Here is a 16,489-nt window from a genome sequence, read left to right as displayed (position 1 = left end):
CCTGACATTTTCTCGCTCTAATGCAGTACATCTATCTTGTAATTGTTGGATTGCTTTCTCTTGATTTGTCATACTAATTTAATTCGACTTTTTGTACTAAAAACCTTTGAAATCAGTGTTTTTTTACTTATGCTTACTGTCTGTGTAGTAGTATCATCGGGCGACTGGAATTTACCTTCTTCTAATCTATGGTAGTACAGCCAAAAGCCCGATGAGTCCCAGTAGAGTATTTTGATTTTATCTTTTTATTGTGTGTATTGCACCATTCTCTAGTTGTCATGCCACTAGATCTAAATTCGGCTATGTGCTGTTTCCAGCTTTCTCTTCGCCTTTCATATTTGTTTTTACAAAGACACGTCAAAAGTACGAGAACATGGCTTTTACTGATGGATTAACAGGCCTTTATAATAGAAATTCAGATAAATATGTTCAAAAGATTGAAAAGGAGGTAGAAGCTGCTTCTAGCTTAGGAATTGATGCGTTTTATACTGAAGAGTTGTCATTACCCTTTGATGTAAAAGCGGCTGAAGTATTTGAAAATCAGGCACAATTTCATCCAAGAAAGTATATATTATCTCTAGCAGAAGATATACCAGGAGAAGGAAGTTATATATTTGAGCAGACAAGAGCAGTTGATTATCATGAAGGTAACCCATGTACAGTTATTTCTGAAGAAGGAAGTAAAGTTATCGCCGATTATCTAATTATTGCATCACACTTTCCTGCTTATGGAAGTAATGGCTTTTACTTCTCTAGAATGTATCCAGAAAGATCTTATGCTTTGGGTGTAGAGAATGAAGATGAATTCCCTGGTGGAATGTATATTACGGCAGAAGATCCAGGAAGATCTTTACGTTATACCCCATATAAAGATAATAAACTTACTTATCGTAGCAGGAGAGCACCATAAGACAGGGCAGAGTCCAAATACTAATAAACATTATCAAAACTTAATTGATTTTGCTAAAACAAATTATAAAGTAACTAACATCCCTTTTAGATGGTCAATTCAGGACTATCAATATTTTTGTGGCAACTGGCTTTAGAAAATGGGGCATGACTAATGGTACTGTTTCTGCTGTTCTGTTAAAAGATTTAATCATTGATAGAGAGAATCCGTGGGAAGATTTATATAATACAGCTAGGTTTGAAAGTGACCCTATGATAAAAGAGTTCATTAGTACAAATGTGGAGATAGCAAAACACTTAATCGGAGATAAGCTTAAACCGATCCCAAAAGATATAAATGTAAAGCCCGGAGAAGTCAAGGTGTTAGACATGAAGGGGAAAAAATGGGAGTATATAAAGATGAACAAGGTGAAATATTCGCTATTAATATTACATGTACCCATATGGGATGTGATTTGGTATGGAATACTGCTGAATTATCCTGGGATTGTCCGTGTCACGGATCAAGGTTTAACTATAAAGGAGAAATAATTGAAGGACCTGCTTTGAAAACGCTAAGGTCAAAAGATGCGATACGTTTCAATCCATAAAATATATAAATAATTGGCTAAATGTATAAATGAACGGGACTAACTCAAAAATATTTAAATTTTGGGTTAGTCCCGTTTTTATATTATTCATCTGGTCCTGTATGGATAATTTCTTTCATAGGTTCATATCGGTCGATCGATAAAGTTTTGGATGTTCCATTAACCAATTTTTCAACTTTAACTAAGTGTCCATTAACACCACTTTGAACTATTTTTTCTTCACCAGCAACAAGTTCATTATCAATATGGTATTCTACAGGAAAAGGATAGGTCTCTAATATTTTAGTATTGATTTTAATGTCTTTATCTATAGGTTTACCAAAGATATGCATACATAATCTACCATTAGTGACTTCACTGCCTATAAGAATATGATGTTCGTTATCATTTTTGGCTACTAAGTCTAAACTTCCGTATGAGATAGTTGCGTCTCTACCAGGTTCAATATAATCTACTAACATTTGATGGCGGTTTCGTTCAACTATTTCAATATCAGCTTTTAAAAATGCATTATATAAGGTTGAAGAAACTTGACATATTCCTCCTCCAACACCATAGTCTAATTGACCTCCAATCATTATTGGAGCTTTTTTATATCCTTTTTCTTCGGTAGTATCACCAATATAATCATTAAATGAAAAATACTCTTTTGGACTTATAGTAAGCTGGTCTAACATATCTGATGCAAGCTCTATATTATGTTTTCTGTCTTTATTTTCTGCATCAAATTCAGTACAAAAGGATGATATATTGTTAGTAATTCCTTGCTTTTTTAAATCTTTGGTTGTAACCTCCGGTGTTACTAATCTATATGGAAGGAAAACATTAAACTTTAGCTCATCATTTAATATTTCATTTTTAATAGTATCTCGTAATTTTTCTTTATTTGTATTATACCCTGGTTTTGATGAAATGATGTTTAAATCCTTACCTTCTGTTTCAAATCTTGCATTTTTAGGTTCTTTACTCATTTTTTTTGTTAAATTTTCAAGATTATTTTCGAGGGTATCTTCATCAAAACCAAACACAAAATTAATATTGTGACCTGAGAATAATATATTTATTCTTTGTAAGAGATTAATGGGATAAATTGATGTACGACCTACTTCATATGTTTTTTTGATTGTACTTGATTTATCTAAGTTTATTCCTATATCTTCTAAAGAAACGGAATGGGTATTTCCTTCTGGCCCGATAAAATCAACTGTTATTTCTTCTAAAATTTTTTCAACTTCGGAAACAGTTTTACCACCAATATTAATGTTTTCAATTGTTATACCATGGTAAATTCGATTCTCAAAATACAAAAAATCTATAGTAAATAATAATAGTAGAATAAGTATCAAAACTAGTATTTTTCTATACATAGATATAGCTCACCCTTTATTAATAAGTTAATCAGACCTTACTTTCAAAGATATTAAAAGTGCACTTATTGTAGTGATAAGCAACAACAAATAAGTGAAAAAGTAGCTTCCTTGTATTTCATATAAAGTTCCACCTAGATATGGAAAAATGCCAGCAGCGCCTAAACCGGTAAATACAATCCCATAATTAAAACCAAAACTTGATTCACCAAAAAGCTTAACAATTGCTGATGGGAATATACTAAATAAACTACCAAAAGCTAGTGCTAAAAGTGAAAAAACTACTATTATTTGAATTGAAGTGCTAGCTCCTAGTCCTAAAATGATCATTATTACAATTATACTGAATACCCCTCGCATTGACTTGATGCGTCCAATTTTATCTGAAAGAATTCCTCCAATCATTCTTCCGGCTGCATTTCCTAAAGAAAATAAAGCAACTGCAATATAGCCTTTCTCAGAGCTAGCTTGAACTTGCATAATATTTACTAAATGTGAAGAAATTGTTACACCAGTACCCGTAGTTAAAAAGAACATGATCCAAAACTTAAATAAACGTGGGTCTATTTTTGTAGTATTTTTGTTATGTATTCTACGCAGATCTTTTATTTTAAGAGGGGGTTCAGTAATTAATTGTGCTAGAACAAAAATACCAATCAGAAGAATTATTCCACTTATTACAAAAGCTTCGGTTATACCGAAATTAACTAATCGTTGTATAAAAGGTGACATTATTAAAGCTGCAAGTCCGGTACTTGTAACAACAAAGCCTGTAACCTTTCCCTTTTGATTAGGAGGAAACCATTTAATTACAGCAGGAGTAGTAGATGCAAAACAGCAAGCTAATCCAATACCTAAAAGAACACCTAATAAAATGGCAGCTACCAAAGGTTGATCTAAAAAGAAAATAAAAGAGATAAAAGCTAAACCAGAAAAAATGCTACCTAAACTTATGATTGGTCTAGAACCAACATGATCTTGGGCCCAACCAGTAGGTACCATTAAAAAAGCATAACATAATAAAAAAAGGGAATAAGGTAGAGAAGCTTGGGAATAGTTCCATCCTAATTGTTCTACTAGACCCGTGGCGTAAATACTCCACGTATAATTAATACCCACTAGAAAGTTTATACCAGCTCCTGCAAGAACAACTTTCCATCCCTGATATAGATGCATAGATAACTTCACTCCATCATTAAAGTCTTATTAAAATATATGTGAGATAACTAAAAAATATCATTGGTTATATATTTCTTAATATCAAAGCTTTAATTAAACTAAACACTTTTTCTAATTATTAATAATAAACTATCTTATAACCCCAGAAGATTAGGAGGTGTATTTTTTGTCAGTAAATTTTAAGAAATATACAATAAGGCCTGGAGATACACTTTGTTCAATAGCAAAAGAATTTATGATAACTAAAGAAGAATTATTAGCAGCTAACCCGCATCTGACAGATAATAAATTAAGCCCTAAAGATATTCTTTGGGTACCTGAAAAACGATCGAAGCCACGTATTCCTGAAGATAACCCTCCTACTTTTGAAAAAAGATATACAGTTAAGGGAGGTGATACAGCTTATTCAATTGCTCAAAAATTTAATGTGGACCTAGATTATTTAATTAAAGCAAATCCTCATATTCCAGGTATCAGTTCTATAGAGCCAGGAGATATTCTCTGTGTACCTAAAAGAGAAGAAAAATAAAAAAGGCTGTCCGAAGTTGTTAAAAACTTTCGGACAGCCTTTTTCTTCAAAAAAAAACACACTATTTAAGTGTGTTTTAGTTGGTGCCGGGGACCGGAATCGAACCGGTACGGACAAGTTGATTGTCCGAGGGATTTTAAGTCCCTTGCGTCTGCCAGTTCCGCCACCCCGGCATATTTTTTTCTGTCACTCACAGTTATTTATTATACCATTTTTTAAGATAAAATCAAGAGGTTTTTAATAATTTTTTTATAAATTATTTTAGGATTATTTAATTAGACATAAAAACTAATACTTAATCAATGTAAATTTAGGGTATTAAAAAAACACATTGTTTAAATGTGTTTTAGTTGGTGCCGGGGACCGGAATCGAACCGGTACGGACAAGTTGATTGTCCGAGGGATTTTAAGTCCCTTGCGTCTGCCAGTTCCGCCACCCCGGCAAGTTTTGTTATTGTGTCCCTCAATCGGACAATAATTAGTATAGCAGATGAATATATTATTGTAAAGAGGTATTTTTAAAAAATTATAATTCCTAATGTATAAAATACTTTTTTACTTTTCTAACCTTTCTTTAGGTATAAATATTTTTATAATATCAATGCTATAAATGTACTAAATTATAAATCATGTAGGAGTGAAAACCAATGGATAAAGCAACTAAACTTAATCTAGCTGCATTAAGTGGTGTTCCTTTTATTATGGTACTTGGAAATTCGCTGATTATACCGGCTTTTCCAGAGCTACAAAGCCAGTTAGGCATCACACAATTACAGGTAGGTTTAATAGTAACTTCATTTTCGATAGCCGCAGGCATAACTATTCCTTTAGTAGGCTTTGTATCTGATAGATATGGTCGAAAAATTGTGCTAGTACCATCCCTAATTCTTTATGCAATTGGAGGATTGATTTGTGGTCTAGCACCAATATTTTTTAGTGATACTGCTTATCATTGGATTTTATTTGGGAGAGTTATAAAAGGAATAGGTGCTGGGGGAACTGGTCCGATTGCTATGGCATTAGCAGGTGATTTATTTCAGTCTGGAGAGAGAAGTGAAGCCATGGGAGTATTAGAAGCAGCAAATGGTGCAGGGAAAGTGGTAAGCCCAATTTTAGGTGCCATTATAGTACTTTGGTTATGGTATTCGATCTTTTTTGTTTATACAGCTTTTTCCTTACCTGTTGCTGTAATGATTTGGTTAATTTTAAAAGAACCAGATAAAAAAAGTGGCCAACAGAGTAAAGAAGAACAAGGATATTTTACTAGAATTTTTGAAGTCTTTAAACAAAAGAAAATTATTTTGATTGGTACTTATTTTGCTGGGTTTACAGTTTTATATGCGTTATTTGGAACCTTATCTTACCTTTCGGATATATTAGAAATGAGATATAATTTAGAAGGTGTGACAAGGGGTGCTGTAATAGCAATCCCTGTTGTGGTAATGGCGCTAACTTCTTACATAACAGGCCATTTTATTCAAAATAAGTCTGTAATGAGTAAGCTTGTTGTCTCTGGACTTTTGGTAATAACTCTTTCAGTTGTTATTATAATTACACTTCTTGATAATGAATACGCATTATTTTCTGGTATCTTTTTTATAGGACTTGGTACAGGTCTTGTACTAACCTCTGTCAACACACTTGTTACAAGTATGGCCTCAGGTAAAGCTCGTGGTGGTGTAACATCTCTTTACGGTAGTGTTAGGTTTTTTGGTGTGGCCTTCGGACCACCATTTTTTGGATATTTAGTTGGTTATTCAAGACTAGTTATGTTTGGTTCAGCAGGTTTATTGGCAATTTTAGGTGTTTTAATTAACCTTTTTGTAGTTAGAAACTATTTAGAAGAAAGCTAAAGGGAGAGGAGTATATATGTCGAAGTAAGTTATGTTAATTTTAATAACTTGAATTCTTCCCCAGGTTTTAGTGTTAACCAGTGTACAAGCTTATCTAATATTAAATTGAGGTGATAATTAAAGCTTAACAAAAAGTTTACTATGATTGTTATATTAATATTATCTATATTTAGTACTGCAAAAGCTAATGTTATTGATTATATGAAAATAAAAGTTGATAGTATTTCAGTTAGTTCTAAATACGACCCAATAATTTAAAATGGAGAATATTATTACCAGCACGTCAATATTAGAAAAGCTAGGAGCAAAGATGTAATGGGATGGTGAAGAGAAAATTGCTTATGCAATTACAGATGATTATAGAGTAGCAATGCCAGTCGGGAAAAACGAGGTGTTAGTAAATGGCGAAAAAAAGCAACTAGATACACTGTTACAAATTTGAACAACAGAACATATATCCCTCTAAGGTTTACAGGTGAAGCTTTAGGAGGTATTGTAGAATATGATCAAGAGTCTGCTACTGTAAATGTTATTTCTAGAGATGAATTGCTTGAATATGGATATGAACATAAATCTACGGAAAAGGAAAGTTCAGAGAACCAATCACTTTTTGATATAAAGCTAAATACTCTAGGCGAATTAGATGAAAATAATAAAGAAACAGATCATTTAGATACACCAGAAATACCCGACATACCAGAGTTCTGATAATAATATTAAAGGAATATTACTTTGTAGGTAGAAACATTCAAAAAATTAACTAGGAGGGTTGTTATGTCTGATACAAGGGGGGTATGAGATATTTTGTTAACCTGGTGGCTAATGAATCAGGAAATGTAATGGTCTACGCTGAAGGAGATACAGAAATAAATTTCATAGAATTTTAGACCATAATGAGGTTGGTACTTGTGATATCGAAAAAGTTGAAACTGATTGGATAGAACCAAAAAAGGATATTGAATAACTTTGAGATAAGATATTTATGCACCGAGTTAATCTCGGTGTGATTTATATAGATTTGGGAAAGGAGGAGTCAATAAATGACTCTGAGATTTTTATTAGGAAGGTCAGGGAGTGGTAAGACAAGATATATTATAGATAAAATAATACAAGATCTAAAAGAACAGCCTAGTGGTCCACCTATTTTACTAATTGTACCAGAACAAGCAACCTTTCAAATGGAACAAGCTATTTTGAGAAGTGAGATTTCCGGTTTTTCTCGTCTTCATATTTTGAGTTTTCAAAGACTTTCAAGAAGAATTTTAGAAGAACAAGGTGGAATTTCTAATAGTCAGCTAACTGATACTGGAAAAGAAATGATTTTAAAAAGTTTGCTTTTAGATAGAAAAGATGAATTTCAAGTTTTAGGACAGGTAGCAACTAAATCTGGTTTTTCAGAAAAATTAGCACGTCTAATTTCTGAAGCTAAAATGTATCAAATTACACCTGATAAATTTTCTGAAGTTAAAGAAAGGGTCTCGATACCCCATCTACAACAAAAATTAGATGAGATTGAGATGATCTATAGAGACTATGATAGGTATTTAGAAAACTATGAGTATCAACATCAAGAAGATCAATTGACACGAGCAGGTGAAAAAGTTGATACAACAAACTTTTTACAAAAAAGCACTTGTTATATTGATGGGTTTGTTGGCTTAACACCTCAAGAATTAAAAATTTTATCTGGTTTACTTAAAAAAGTACAACATGTAGACTTTGCTCTTACTCTTGATCCAAATTTTACTTTAAAGGCTAGAGATGAATTGAATTTGTTTTTCCCAACTTTAGAAACATATAATCAAGTAAAAGAAATAGCAATAGAAAATTCACTAGAAGTATTAGATTCTATTGAATTTTTTAATAGTAAAACACAGGTTAGCCCACGCTTTGAAAAAAGTTTGTTTATTAATCACTTAGAACAAGAGTGGGGAAAGCCAAGGCCAGAACCTTATAATGAAAAACCTGATGACATAACTGTTGTTGAAGCAACTAACTTACGTAATGAGATTGATAAAATAGCAAGAGAAATTGAGTTATATGTTAGAAAGGAAGAAATAAGATATCGAGATGTAGCAGTGATAACTCGTGACTTAGAAAGTTATGAACCAGTTATCAAGGCTATATTCAGTGATTACAACATACCTTTTTTTATTGATCGTAAAGAATCTATACATCATCATCCATTAGTTGAATTTATTAGATCAAGCTTAGAAACAATTATCACTAACTGGTCCTACGAACCTGTTTTTAGGATGCTTAAAACAAACATTTTACCTGTCAATTATGACGAAATTTTTAAATTAGAAAACTATGTTCTAGCCCATGGTATTAAAGGTAAAGAATGGCTCAAAGATGAAGATTGGGATTATTATTTAGACTTTGATTTAGAAAGTCAAAATATCGGAAAAGGCTATCAAAAATACTTGAATAGTATTAATAAAACTAGATACAAAATAACTGATAATTTTTCTGAATACTTTAGAAAACTGCGAGACCGTAATGGAAAAATGACAGTAAAAGAGATCTCTACAGAGATATGGAAACTTATTGATGGATTAGGAGTTGCGACACAATTAGAGAGCTGGGCACTAGAAGCTGAAAAAAGACAAGACTTTACTGAGATGCAAATGCATAGTCAAATTTGGGATGCTTTGATTGACCTATTTGATCAATTAGTAGCATTTATGGGTGATAAACAAGTATATCTAAATGAGTACTTACAGATTTTAGAGTCAGGGCTTTCTAGTGTAAAACTTGGGCTAATACCTGCTACAATGGATCAAGTGCTTGTAGGAACAGCAGAAAGAACACGCCCCCATGATATTAAAGTATTACTCTTGGTAGGTACATCTGAAGGGGTATTTCCTTCGAAATTTGATGACACTGGCTTAATTGATGATGGTGAAAGAAGAGTGTTAAAGGATTATCAAGTTGAACTTGCACCACCTACTGACCAAAAGCTTTTTGAAGAACAGTTCTTAATTTACAATATCATTACTTGTCCGTCAGATAAGCTCTTTATTAGTTATTCATCAGCAGATTCTGAAGGAAAAGCTATGATGCCATCTACAGTGATAACTGATATAAAAAACATATTTCCAAAACTAGAGGTTGAGTTTCAAAATGATTGTCCTGATAATGAAGAACCTTTAGATAAATATTTAGTAAATCCTGAAAAAGCTATATCACATTTAATTAAAACTATGAATAAAGTGGGAGGGCCTCAAAAGTTAGAACAAGATAAGTATAAAGCTTTTGAATTCTTATGTCAGGAATTTACAGATAGCGTTATTTCAGCCTATGAGATTAAAGGTTTAGATTATACAAATCAACTTTCACCACTTTCAAGTGAAATTAGGAAGATAATTTACCCTGAAAATATAACTGGTTCAGTTTCCGGGCTTGAAAACTACAGTCAGTGTCCATTTAAATATTTTGCTGACCAAAAATTAAAGCTTAAAAAACGAGAACAGTTTAAGTTAGAAGCTGCTAGTTTAGGGTTATTTTATCATGCAGGTTTAAAATTGTTTTGGGACAAGTTATGTGAAAAAAACCTATCTTGGTGTGAAGTAGATAAAGAAACTCGGGAAGAGATAAATAAAGAAATAGTAAATATTTTATCTGAAAGATTAAAGAATAAGATACTTCTTACTTCTGAAAGGTACCGCTATTTTAGAAACAAGTTAGAAGATCTGTTAAATAAAGCAGTTGAGATTTTAGCTTTACATTCAAATAATGATGGATTCTATCCATCAGGATGTGAGATTGGTTTTGGTGAGGGTGAAGAATTATCACCTTTAGAAATTCCTCTGTCATGTGATCATTCACTAAAGCTTAGAGGTAGAATAGATCGTGTAGATAAAGGACAAAAAGGTGATGAAACCTATGTGCGTGTCATAGATTATAAAGGGTCTTCTAGGGGGTTAGATCTAAAACAACTCTATTTTGGACTAGATTTACAATTAGCGACATATCTATTAGTTACCTTAAAACAAAGTAAGGAACTATTCAATGAAGAGGTATACCCAGCTGGTATGCTTTATTTTGGAGTAGAAAATCCGATTATTCCTACAGAAGCTCCGATTTCTAAACAAAAAGCAGATAATCAGATAAAGTCTACATTAAGTATGAAAGGTTATCTATTAGACGATGTAGAGTTGTTAGATTCAATGACAAAAGAAGATGAAGATTCACAAGAGTTACTTCCTTATAAACTAAAAAAAGATAATGGCTTTTATAAATATAGTAAAGTACTCGACCAGACCCAATTTGAAGAAGTGATGAAATTTATAGAAACCAAACTTACAGAGTTAGGTCAAAAAATTATTTCTGGGGAAATAACGCCATATCCCTTTAAAGATAAAAACTTCAAAGCTTGTACTTTTTGTGATTATCTTTCAGTATGTCAATTTGATCTAAACTTTGAAGAACATGAATTTTGGCATTTACCTAAAGCAAAAGATTATCTGTCTCAAATAATAGAGGATGTCAAGAGCTCTGAAGGGAGGAGTAAATAGTTGAAGGAACTATATAAAAAAGCTGGTTGGACTGAAAAACAGGCAAGTGTTATTACGGACAACCATCACCATATGTTAGTTTCTGCAGGAGCGGGAGCGGGTAAAACAGCTGTATTAGTAGAGCGCATTATAGCTCGTTTGAAAATGTCAGAAGACCCGTTATCTGTAGATAGCTTACTAGTAGTAACTTTTACGGAAAAAGCAGCTAATGAAATGAGAGAAAGAATAGGACGTGAGTTAAAAAAATCTTTAGAGAAAGATCCAGATAATAAACATCTAAAAAAACAATTGTATCTGTTGAACAAAGCTTCTATCTCTACTTTGCATTCCTTTTGCTTAGAAACATTAAAACATTACTTTTATTATCTAGATATAGACCCAGGGTTTGCTGTAGGGAATGATTATGATGTAAAACTTTTAAGGCATCAAGTGATGGAAGAATTTCTAGAGGATAAATATGCAAAAGGTGAAACATTGTTTTATCAATTAGTTGATTCTTATGGTGGTGATAAGGGTGATGAACATCTAAAGAAAATGGTCCTTACTCTTCACAATTTTTCTAGAAGCTACCCACAGCCATATAAGTGGTTAGAACAAGTTAAAAAACACTTTCAAATTGAAGACGATATGGCTCTAAAAGATACTACTTTTTTTATAGCTATTAAAGATGAAATAGAGAACTCTTTAACAAGAGCGATTAAAAACATAGAAAGTGCACTAAAATTATGTGACGAGCCTGCAGGGCCATATAAATATGCAGAACAACTCGAGGATGAATTAAAAAAGATCAAAGAATTTAAACATCTTGTAAGTAGTGACTTTAATTGGGATCTGTTGACAGAAAAGTTTGCTAGTTTTACATTTACTAAACTTCCACGTATTACTAAACAGGATGCAGTTGATGAAAATCTCAAAAAAGAAGTTAAAGATGTTTTACGAGATAGTGCAAAGTCAGAACTTGAAGAACTGAAAAAACGTTATTTTGCAAGAAATCAAAAAGAGCTATTAGAAGATTTAAAAGCTGTAGGGCCGTTAGTTTGTGAACTAGTTGATATGGTAAAGCAATTAGATGAACGTTTTAAACACGCCAAAAAGAATTTAGGGATTATGGACTTTTCGGACTTAGAGAGCTATACGTATGAATTGTTGACAGAGTATCCTAAAGTTGCTGAAGAGTTACGAGAACAGTACACTCAAGTAATGGTTGACGAATATCAAGACATTAATGAGGTACAAAATGCTATTATAGAAGAACTAACAGGGAAAGAACCTGATCATCCTGATCTATTTATGGTAGGTGATGTTAAGCAGAGTATCTATCGCTTTCGAATGGCTGAACCTGGATTATTTTTAAGTAAATACAATAATTATCTAAACGATAATGACGAAGGTATAGTTATTGAATTACAGGATAATTTTAGATCAGCGAGTAATGTTATTCGTGGAGTTAATTATTTATTTGAAAACATTATGGAGAAAAAACTATCTGGTCTAACCTATGATGATACGGTAAAATTAAAAGCTTCGGGCCCTAAACGAGAAGAGTTTAGTGATAAAAAAATTATTACTGATAATACAGAAGTTCATTTATTAGAAAAAAATACAGATGAAGAGTATGATGAGCAGGATTCTGAACGAGAAGCTTATCTTATAGCTAGTAAGATCATAGAATTAATGGAAGAAGGTTATCAAGTATTTGATAAAAAATTAAGAGATTATAGACCAATACAATATCAAGATTGTGTAATTTTATCTAGAAAGACTAAAGAACAAGCTGAGCAAGTGGCATCTATTTTTCAAAAACTAGAAATTCCTTTATATGCTGAACTAGATACAGGTTACTTTGCAACACAAGAAATCCAAGTAATGTTGTCACTTTTAAAAATAATAGATAATCCTAGACAAGAAATACCACTTGCTGGGGTACTTCGTTCTCCACTTATAGGTTTAACTGGTGATGAATTGATGTCTATTAGGTTAACTAATAAATACGGTGACTATTATGATGCTCTCCTTAAGGCATCAGGTAAAATTAAATGTGAAGAAAATGATCAACAATTTATTTCTGATGATCTTAAAGAAAAACTAGCTAATTTTTTAGATAACCTTGAAAGATGGCGCACTGTTTCTCGTGAAAAAGCACTTTCTGAATTAATTTGGGACATTTATCAAACAACTGGCTATTTAGATTATGTGGCCGGATTTTCCTCTGGAAGAGAAAGACAAGCTAACTTATGGAGCTTTTATGATAGAGCCTTACAATTTGATAGTTTTACACAGTCAGGTCTTGTGAAATTTTTAAACTTTATTGAGAAATTAATTGAACAAGATTTTGATTTAGGTAAAGCTAAAGCTGTTAGTGAAAATGAGAATGTCGTAAGATTTATGAGTATTCATAAAAGTAAAGGTTTAGAATTTCCACTAGTCTTCATAATGGGACTTGGAAAAGACTTTAACTTTTTAGATCAGTATGGTGATTTATTACTTCATAAAGACTATGGATTAGGGCCTAAATTGGTTGATCTAAATAAGCGCATTAAATTTCCTACAGTAGCTCACCATGCTATCAGTGGTTGTTTACAATCAGAAACACTAGCTGAAGAAATGCGCGTTCTATATGTTGCAATGACTAGAGCTGAAGAGAAACTTTATTTAGTTGGTTCAGAAAAAAACGTGAGAGATAAATTAGCTGTTAGGAAAGATCCGAGTTCAGCAAAATGTTACTTAGATTGGATTTTACCTAACTTACATGATGAATCAGAACTTGACTATCAAATATGGGATGAAATACCAATTATAAATCAATCAACAGAAAACAAAAGGCAATGGAAATCACATCTTAACTTCTGTCTAGAAAAAGAGCCTATTGATAATACAGAAGATTATCAGGTAACTACATCTCTAAGTAATAAAGAATTAAAAAACAGATTGAATTTTAGCTATCCATACAAAGAAGTAACGCAATTACCAGGGAAAATGTCTGTAACAGAAATTGCAAAAAGAAATACTTTGTCTAAGGAAACGATGTCTGAGACTGCTGCTACTTCAATTACTAAAAAAGCAGCAAACCAACCAAATTTCATGAAAGAAGAACATGGCTTAACTGGAGCAGAAAAAGGTACTAGTGTTCACTTAGCATTTCAGCACCTTCCATTAGATGAGGATATAACATCTATAGAGTTTATATCTAGCTATTTAGATCATTTAGTGAATAAAGAAATACTTTCAATTAAGGAACGCGAGTCGATATCAGAAGAATCTATTACTAAATTCTTCGAGTCTAATTTAGGTGAAAAAATACTTAATAAACCTGACAATTTAGTTAGAGAAATGCCATTTACAATAGGAATACCTGCAGATCAAGTTTATACTCAACTTGAAGAGTGTAATGAAATAGTTGTTGTTCAAGGTGTTATTGACTTTTTATTTTGGGACAATGGATCTTATTATCTGATAGATTTTAAAACAGATAAATTATATAGTAAGAATATCTCTAAAGAATTAAATAAACTAGCTGAGAGATATCGTACACAAATTGAAGTATATAGACGTGCTATTAATGAAATCTACGGAGATCATAGCGGAAATAGTTTTTTATATCATGTACCTAGTTCTAATTGGATTGAAATCTCTTATTAAAACTCTTGATAAATTTTTCTATATATGCTATATTATTTACTGTCACTTAGATAAAGTGATAGTAAATATGGGTCTGTAGCTCAGTGGGAGAGCGCTTCCTTGACGCGGAAGAGGACGTAGGTTCGATCCCTACCAGACCCACCATTATGACCGCGGGGTTTTTTTAACCTCGCTTTTTTTTATGTTTATTAGAAGTAATTCTTTTAAAATTCAAGTGAATAGAAAAGAGGATTAATGCATTTAATAATAATTTTTCCTGTAGTTCTAATTTTATAAGACAGAAGATCAATACAAATGATTATACATAAAATTAAATTAACACGTTAATACTATATCAAAGTATTAAATAAATTTTATATGGGAGGAATTATTTGTTACGATTAGTTGTTCGTTTTATTATTTCAGCTTTAGTATTAATGGTTTTAAGTTTTATTTTACCTGGCTTTGCAGTGGTGGGATTTGGTAGTGCACTTTTAGCAGCTGTGGTTATAGCTCTCTTAAGTCAAGGTGCAGAATATTTGATTGGTGAAAATGCATCACCTAATGGAAGAGGAGTAGTATCATTTATTGTAGCGGCGATAGTGATTTATATGGCTCAATTTATAGTGACAGATATGTCAGTAGGTATTTTAGGGGCTATGTTAGCTGCCTTTGCAATTGGAATTGTAGATATATTTGTTCCAACTAAACTACGTTAACTTTTCTAATAAAAGGTCCTAATTTTGTACTGGGTCTTTAGTTAGTATACACCTAAATCTAGTTACCTTGACATAATTAGCAAATATCTTTAACATAAACTTATAGAGTAAAGTTAAACAGAGGGAGAGGTTTATTATTGATCTTAAAGTAACTATTGAAGAGAAAGCTAAAAGTTTTCTTGAAAAAAATGACATTAAAAATATCACAATTAGATTGAATAAAGTTGGTAGTTGTTGAACAGGGTACAAAATGGTACCGGTGGTACAAACAGAAAAACCACAAGTTGATCAATTTATTAAAAAACAAGTCTCAGATTATAATGTATATTTTGATAATGATATTAAGCCTTTTGATCCTAATAAAGAAGTTATTATCACTTTAAATGGTTTTTGGATTTTTAAATCACTACACGTAAAAAATATCACTAATTTTGAAAGTGCATGAGTTTTCTTATAATGAGTTTTAAACTAAGGTCTAGGTCCTCGAAGAGGATTTAGACCTTAATTTTATTTCAAAAAACTTCTAAAATGAAAAAATAACACCTTTTTACGTAATATTTAACTTGTATTTTTAGACGATTTAAACAAAAAATAAAGATAACAAATCTATTAAGGAGGGAATTAAAATGGGCCAAGGACAAAAGAGAAATAAAGCTTTGGTAGAAGGTGCTGAAAAAGGTCTTTACCAATTTAAATATGAAGTAGCTAATGAACTAGGTATCCAACCACCTCAAAGTGATTACTGGGGCAATCTAACTTCTAGAGATTGTGGAGCAGTTGGAGGAAATATGGTTAGAAAAATGGTAGAAGCTTATGAAAGACAATTGACTAATCAATAATTGCAATTACTTAGATGATAAGGGGCTATCTTTAAGGTAGCCCCTTAATTGTTTGCCCTGCATGGGCGGTAGCTAGGCGGTGAAAGTCCGCTACAGGATTGGTGGTAGGAACTGTTAGCAGATGGCAAGGGCGTCCATCGCGAGGTGGAGTCTGAAGGAAGCCTAATGTAAACTCTCGGTCTGACGAATAGAAACCACATACAAGGCATACGTGGGGTGGATGAGTGTGCATATCAACAAAAGTCCAATACCACCCGAACCCCACGGTGTAAATGTGGCAGATGTATGAGAGGAAAGGTACCGTTCTTAACAGGGGAGGTCTTACGGGGGTGCCGACAAGAGGGTTTAACCAACAACCCACAGCGA

14 protein-coding genes, 3 tRNA genes and 1 pseudogene are annotated in these 16,489 nt (G+C 32.3%); 12 read left to right on the top strand and 6 right to left on the bottom strand.

Annotated elements, in window-relative coordinates:
* Positions 1-68 precede the first annotated feature (68 nt).
* Together tnpB and tnpA are read right to left on the bottom strand one after the other, a co-directional pair.
* The gene (gene tnpB / locus CDO51_RS15570) at positions 69-236 is read right to left on the bottom strand and encodes an IS66 family insertion sequence element accessory protein TnpB (RefSeq protein ID WP_089024463.1); all 168 of its coding nucleotides are present in this window, start codon (positions 234-236) and stop codon (positions 69-71) included.
* Positions 182-361, bottom strand: coding sequence for an IS66 family insertion sequence element accessory protein TnpA (gene tnpA / locus CDO51_RS15565; protein ID WP_420811496.1), 180 nt, complete (start codon positions 359-361; stop codon positions 182-184). The genes tnpB and tnpA overlap by 55 nt, the downstream gene beginning before the upstream one ends.
* A 12-nt stretch (positions 362-373) precedes the next feature.
* On the opposite strand from tnpA, the gene CDO51_RS11935 reads away from it, so the two are divergent.
* Both CDO51_RS11935 and CDO51_RS11930 read left to right on the top strand, forming a co-directional pair.
* Positions 374-910 (top strand): FAD-dependent oxidoreductase, encoded by a 537-nt coding sequence (locus CDO51_RS11935; RefSeq protein WP_089024462.1) that lies wholly within the window; start codon positions 374-376, stop codon positions 908-910.
* Positions 911-1,292: 382 nt separating this feature from the next.
* On the top strand, positions 1,293-1,499 hold the full coding sequence (locus CDO51_RS11930; protein WP_089024461.1) for a Rieske 2Fe-2S domain-containing protein: 207 nt from the start codon (positions 1,293-1,295) through the stop codon (positions 1,497-1,499).
* An 83-nt stretch (positions 1,500-1,582) separates the two neighbouring features.
* Here the strand turns inward: CDO51_RS11930 and CDO51_RS11925 are convergent, their stop codons facing one another.
* Both CDO51_RS11925 and CDO51_RS11920 read right to left on the bottom strand, forming a co-directional pair.
* The gene (locus CDO51_RS11925) at positions 1,583-2,866 is read right to left on the bottom strand and encodes a VanW family protein (protein ID WP_089024460.1); all 1,284 of its coding nucleotides are present in this window, start codon (positions 2,864-2,866) and stop codon (positions 1,583-1,585) included.
* 27 nt (positions 2,867-2,893) lie between these two features.
* A complete protein-coding gene (locus tag CDO51_RS11920) occupies positions 2,894-4,042 on the bottom strand; it encodes an MFS transporter (protein ID WP_089024459.1) in 1,149 nt (382 codons plus the stop codon).
* Positions 4,043-4,211: 169 nt separating this feature from the next.
* Between CDO51_RS11920 and CDO51_RS11915 the strand changes: the two genes are divergently transcribed.
* Positions 4,212-4,574 (top strand): LysM peptidoglycan-binding domain-containing protein, encoded by a 363-nt coding sequence (locus CDO51_RS11915; protein ID WP_205842256.1) that lies wholly within the window; start codon positions 4,212-4,214, stop codon positions 4,572-4,574.
* A gap of 81 nt (positions 4,575-4,655) precedes the next feature.
* Here CDO51_RS11915 and CDO51_RS11910 read toward each other — a convergent pair.
* Positions 4,656-4,747 (bottom strand) — tRNA-Leu (locus CDO51_RS11910).
* A 178-nt stretch (positions 4,748-4,925) separates the two neighbouring features.
* Positions 4,926-5,017 (bottom strand) — tRNA-Leu (locus CDO51_RS11905).
* A gap of 204 nt (positions 5,018-5,221) precedes the next feature.
* Here CDO51_RS11905 and CDO51_RS11900 point away from each other — a divergent pair.
* The 9 genes and pseudogenes from CDO51_RS11900 (at position 5,222) to CDO51_RS11865 (ending at position 16,123) form a co-directional block, all read left to right on the top strand.
* Positions 5,222-6,427 (top strand): MFS transporter, encoded by a 1,206-nt coding sequence (locus CDO51_RS11900; protein WP_089024458.1) that lies wholly within the window; start codon positions 5,222-5,224, stop codon positions 6,425-6,427.
* 328 nt (positions 6,428-6,755) lie between these two features.
* Positions 6,756-6,869, top strand: a pseudogene (locus tag CDO51_RS15560) (hypothetical protein); the annotation flags it as partial.
* Positions 6,866-7,135, top strand: a complete 270-nt coding sequence (locus CDO51_RS11895; protein ID WP_089024457.1) for a stalk domain-containing protein — start codon at positions 6,866-6,868, stop codon at positions 7,133-7,135. The pseudogene CDO51_RS15560 and the gene CDO51_RS11895, both read left to right, overlap by 4 nt.
* Before the next feature lie 332 nt (positions 7,136-7,467).
* Entirely contained in the window at positions 7,468-10,947 is a 3,480-nt protein-coding gene (gene addB / locus CDO51_RS11890) for a helicase-exonuclease AddAB subunit AddB (RefSeq protein WP_089024456.1), read from the top strand.
* Positions 10,948-14,586: a helicase-exonuclease AddAB subunit AddA gene (addA, locus tag CDO51_RS11885; RefSeq protein ID WP_089024455.1), complete on the top strand. Its 3,639-nt coding sequence runs from the start codon at positions 10,948-10,950 to the stop codon at positions 14,584-14,586. It begins immediately after the preceding gene.
* Positions 14,587-14,655: 69 nt separating this feature from the next.
* Positions 14,656-14,730, top strand: a tRNA-Val gene (locus CDO51_RS11880).
* A gap of 227 nt (positions 14,731-14,957) precedes the next feature.
* Complete coding sequence (locus tag CDO51_RS11875) at positions 14,958-15,284, top strand: phage holin family protein (RefSeq protein ID WP_089024454.1); 327 nt, start codon at positions 14,958-14,960, stop codon at positions 15,282-15,284.
* A 250-nt stretch (positions 15,285-15,534) separates the two neighbouring features.
* Entirely contained in the window at positions 15,535-15,729 is a 195-nt protein-coding gene (locus CDO51_RS11870) for a hypothetical protein (RefSeq protein WP_089024453.1), read from the top strand.
* 181 nt (positions 15,730-15,910) lie between these two features.
* Positions 15,911-16,123 (top strand): alpha/beta-type small acid-soluble spore protein, encoded by a 213-nt coding sequence (locus CDO51_RS11865; protein WP_089024452.1) that lies wholly within the window; start codon positions 15,911-15,913, stop codon positions 16,121-16,123.
* The last annotated feature ends 366 nt before the right edge of the window (positions 16,124-16,489 follow it).

Source organism: Natranaerobius trueperi (assembly GCF_002216005.1).
GTDB classification, from domain to species: Bacteria; Bacillota; Natranaerobiia; order Natranaerobiales; family Natranaerobiaceae; genus Natranaerobius_A; species Natranaerobius_A trueperi.
The sequence above is the reverse complement of the archived record's forward strand: the minus strand, read 5'-3'. Positions and strand labels throughout refer to the sequence as shown.